We start from the raw sequence: 4,142 nt of genomic DNA, 5'->3' as shown, positions 1-4,142 counted from the left end.
CTGTAGATTGTTTCTAATTCTCCATCGGTTGACTCAGCATTTGTTCGAGCTCGCCTTCGGCCTGTTGGAAACCTTTATGACTGCGACCTAGGAATTTTTGGTTGTAAGTATCAAAAGACGAGACTAAGAAACGTTCCATCGACTCTTCGTTTTGGAACTGTTCCTTGCGGTGGCTGTATTTCTTGATTTGCTTATTAAAGGATTCAATCAAGTTCGTAGAATAAATACTCTTGCGTATGGCCAAGGGGAAATCATAGAAAGTGAGCAAGTGATCGTTCGAAAGAATCGATTCAACCACTTTTGGATAGCTGGTTTTCCATTTTTTCGCAAAAGCACCACGTGCTTCTAACGCCACCTCTTTAGATGAGGCTTGATACACCATTTTAAAATCATCACAGACTTCCTTACGATTATTGACACGCACTTTGTGACTGATATTACGGAAAACGTGTACACAACAATGTTGAAAACGAGCTTTGGGATAGAACCGACTAATCGCTCCTACCATCCCCTTTAAGCCATCCGTGATGAACAGGAGGACATTTTTCAAACCGCGCTCTTGAAGGTCTAATAAAATTTCCTCCCAAATCGTGATGGATTCAGTCGGTGCAATCGCATAGCTCAATACTTCCTTTGATCCGTCCGGGCGAATGCCAACTGCGATATGAATAGCTTCCTTGGCGACGGTTTTCCGCTTTAACGGAATATACGTTGCGTCCATATAAATAGCAGCATAACGGTCATGAAGCTCTCGCCCTTTAAACGCCGTTACCTCTTCTGTAAATGATTTTGTTATATTGGACATGGTTTGTGGAGTATAGTGATGACCGTACATTTTTTCGATCAAATCAGCAATTTCAGGCATCGTAACACCTTTTTCGAATAAATGGATAATAGTGGTTTCCAATGTATCGTTTGTTCTTTTGTAGGCTGGTAAAGTTTGTTGTTTAAACTCACCATTACGATCTCTAGGTATTTCCAATGTTAATTCACCATATTCGGTTTTGATTGATCGAAAGTAAGAACCGTTTCTCGAATTACCTGAATTAAAACCAGTGCGATCATATTTTTCGTAATCTAAAAAAGCCGTTAATTCAGTCCGTAGGAGTGTGTTTATCGCTTTTTCTAAGTGCGAACGGAATAATTCATTTAAATCGCCTTTAGTGACTAGAGTTTGCACAATTTCTGTAGTAAAATCATTCATAGGGAAGTCCTCTTTTCTGTGAATTGGTTGTCGTTAACTTTATTCTACAGAAGCGACTTCCTTTTTTGTATGGATTTTTTCATTTACACAAAATATTTTACACTCTCCCGAAATTTCGATATGCTTCATGTTATTTTGATTTCACACTTCAAAAACGGAACAAATGTGCAATGATACATTGTTTATTTACTTGTGAACTGCTCATCACTTAGCTAAACCTGATGTTTCTTAACACTTGAAGCAAAAGCTTCTTGGGAAAAGAGCTTACTTGATAGTGCATTTATTTCCTAACAGCAATGACTCTTATTTACCAAGCTATCCCCGTAGTTCCTACGGTTCTTAAATGTATTTTTCTAAATTAACGCTCGTATTCGTAGACCCTCGTTCAGAATATTGATGCTAGCGTTAACGTCTCAATCATGATGTGTATGGCAAATAGAGCAAATCCACTCTCGAATTTTGAGTGATTTCTTGCTGCCTTTATATCCACATTCTGAACAGATTTGACTGGATGGAAAAATTGACCTATTTTGATAATTTCTCGTCCATACCAGTCTGCTTTATATTGTAAATTAACCATAAAGCTAGACCAAGATACATCAGAAATACTTTTTTTAACAATTTATAATTACGCAACATACCTTGTGTGTTTAAGTCTTCTATACAGATAATATCGTGGTTTTTGATTATTTCTGTACTCAACTTATTCAGAAAATCAGTACGTTGATTCATTACTTTTTCGTACAACTTAGCTACTTTTTGTTTTTGCTTTTGATAATTCTTCGCTTCAAATAGATTGATTCCTTTCTTTTTAGCTAACAACGCACGTCTTGATAACTTACGTTGTTCACGTTTTAGTTTCTTCTCCATCTTAGAAGTTTAGCAAATTTAGATCTTTCATCGTCAATGACTTATCTACGATATTCAGTTACAAACGGTAACTCTCATCAATCACCAATAGAAAAAATCCACGTTGGTATCTTCGTAAAAGTTACTGGAAGCCTCTTGTTATAGATTTAGTTGTTTTTGCTATTTGGGTACTGATAGGCGTGGGTACATTGGATGTTGGGCATACAGAGACAATTACTAAAACCTTTAACATTGAGCCACTTACTGTCTATAGCTCACCGGAAAACATTTATGCAAAAATAGGCAACACTAAAGATAGCTACGTTAATTTTGCAATTACAGGTAAAGGAACGTACTCTGCTCCGCTAACAAAAGCTAATATCCATTATGTTGAATCAGAAGGGAGACCAAAAGTCACGGTTACTTATTACAAACTAGACTCTCCTCTCTCAGCATTTATAGGAATACAAGGGGAGATTGCAGATAGTAAAACTCGTATAGACATTCAAGTTCCTATAGGCGGAGTCGATGTTACAAATACAGGTAGCACCTTTGAAGAGCAATCAGTAAACGACTTACTCAAACAATTCCCTAAGTAGCGGGCTACAATAAAAAACCCTAAGTAGCAGGCTAGAGACATCTTTTATAGGTGTCTCTTTTTTTGTTGACATCCCTATACAATCAGGCTATGATATACATGTAGATAAGGGAAGCAAGAATAAATAAAAAATTTGAGCTTACCTATTGACATTAAACAATACAGGCTGTACAATAGACTTGTAAGATAAAACAAAGGAAGAAATTACAATGGAAAAACAAAAACAAGTGATTACAAGAAAACAATACGAGGAAATTATGGCACGTTATGACAAGGTAGACTACGCTGTCATCGCAGGGTTCATTATCTTTGGTACAGTTATCTTTGGTTTCGGGGGATTTGTTTTTATGGCTATTGTTGGTGCGTTCACGTTCCCCCGTATGAAACAAAAAAGCATTAATTTAATAGAACAAGACTACATTGTTAGAGATGACATCCAACAGTAAGCTTAATTGCTGACTATGGAAATTAAAGGTGTTACTATAATGGTACAAGGAGGACAAAGAAATGGCAGAAGCAAAAAAGAGCTATGCTGACATGACAGAGGAGGAAGCACAATATGCAATGGTACTGGGTGCTAGAATCGCTCATGCACGAGAAGGGTTAGGTATTAGTCAAGGAGAACTAGGTAAGTTAGCAGGTTTCAATCAAACAACTATCTCTTTAATTGAGACAGGTAAACGGCTACCTAACTTAAAGACTCTTATCAGATTGAGTAAGATTCTTAAAAAAAGTTTGAAAATTACATTGGAATGAGGTAGAGAAAATAAAACAGGGGGAGATTTATTATGACAACGAAAGTAAAAGAAACAAAATCAAAAGTAAAGAATGGTGAACGTACACCATAACTTTTACACCCAATAAATTTTGCGGTTTATTTTTCTCTGTTGAAATTCTTTGTGTAGCCTTTAAACTGACAATTAGCTCATTGGGTACATACTCTATTTGAGAGTCATCTAATTGGCTCATAATCCTTTCTTTTTGGTTAGTATCTGCAGTTACTTGTTTAGTATGAGCCATGAACCCAAACATACTCACCCCAACAGCCAATCCTAAATATATTTTCTTTTTAAACTTTTTCATCTACATCTCCTCCTAATAGTTTTATTTTAGAGTTAGCTCTATTACTTATTTACTAACTCAACAACAGATTATTATACACTTGTTAATGAAATCACAATATCTCATTAAAACACACCCTAAAATCATAACCGTTCCTATGCTCATTTTTTGGATTTTTTAATCACGTAACCAGAAAAATAAATCCCCTCTATTTCACGCAAATTAAAGAAGAACTAAGTAACTACCGTTTAAAGGTAGTTACTTAGTTCTTCTTTGATTATTATCTAACTTTATTATTCATTCCCCACCCTTTGCGCAGTGAGTCTTCGGTATCTTGTTTTATCTGACTGGTAGTTCTTATTATTTCTCCACGATCATCTAATTCTGGAACAATTGGATATTTTTCTCTGAACAAGTCTAGTTCTTTCA

The 4,142-nt window shown here is 35.8% G+C and carries 5 protein-coding genes and 1 pseudogene; 3 read left to right on the top strand and 3 right to left on the bottom strand.

The annotated features are described in order from the left end of the window. Positions 1-13 precede the first annotated feature (13 nt). Complete coding sequence (locus KFO35_RS13770; protein ID WP_002314359.1) at positions 14-1,204, bottom strand: IS256 family transposase; 1,191 nt, start codon at positions 1,202-1,204, stop codon at positions 14-16. A gap of 413 nt (positions 1,205-1,617) precedes the next feature. Then, positions 1,618-2,083: pseudogene (locus KFO35_RS13765) on the bottom strand (RNA-guided endonuclease TnpB family protein); the annotation flags it as partial. 170 nt (positions 2,084-2,253) lie between these two features. Here KFO35_RS13765 and KFO35_RS13760 point away from each other — a divergent pair. From KFO35_RS13760 to KFO35_RS13750, 3 genes are all read left to right on the top strand, one after another. Next, positions 2,254-2,652, top strand: a complete 399-nt coding sequence (locus tag KFO35_RS13760; RefSeq protein WP_002314362.1) for a hypothetical protein — start codon at positions 2,254-2,256, stop codon at positions 2,650-2,652. Between the two features lie 208 nt (positions 2,653-2,860). Beyond that, entirely contained in the window at positions 2,861-3,097 is a 237-nt protein-coding gene (locus KFO35_RS13755) for a hypothetical protein (protein WP_002314363.1), read from the top strand. Between the two features lie 61 nt (positions 3,098-3,158). Next, the gene (locus KFO35_RS13750; RefSeq protein ID WP_002314364.1) at positions 3,159-3,407 is read left to right on the top strand and encodes a helix-turn-helix transcriptional regulator; all 249 of its coding nucleotides are present in this window, start codon (positions 3,159-3,161) and stop codon (positions 3,405-3,407) included. Positions 3,408-3,437: 30 nt separating this feature from the next. Here the strand turns inward: KFO35_RS13750 and KFO35_RS13745 are convergent, their stop codons facing one another. After that, complete coding sequence (locus tag KFO35_RS13745) at positions 3,438-3,734, bottom strand: hypothetical protein (RefSeq protein ID WP_002319998.1); 297 nt, start codon at positions 3,732-3,734, stop codon at positions 3,438-3,440. Positions 3,735-4,142 lie beyond the last annotated feature (408 nt).

The sequence above is a fragment of the Enterococcus lactis genome (assembly GCF_015751045.1).
GTDB lineage: Bacteria > Bacillota > Bacilli > Lactobacillales > Enterococcaceae > Enterococcus_B > Enterococcus_B lactis.
This window is presented reverse-complemented; position numbering and strand designations above follow the sequence as displayed.

Coding starts and splice junctions, on each gene's coding strand:
- KFO35_RS13770 (WP_002314359.1), bottom strand. CDS start 1,204: ATGAATGATTTTACTACAGAAATTGTGCAAACTCTAGTCACTAAAGGC.
- KFO35_RS13755 (WP_002314363.1), top strand. CDS start 2,861: ATGGAAAAACAAAAACAAGTGATTACAAGAAAACAATACGAGGAAATT.
- KFO35_RS13750 (WP_002314364.1), top strand. CDS start 3,159: ATGGCAGAAGCAAAAAAGAGCTATGCTGACATGACAGAGGAGGAAGCA.
- KFO35_RS13745 (WP_002319998.1), bottom strand. CDS start 3,734: ATGAAAAAGTTTAAAAAGAAAATATATTTAGGATTGGCTGTTGGGGTG.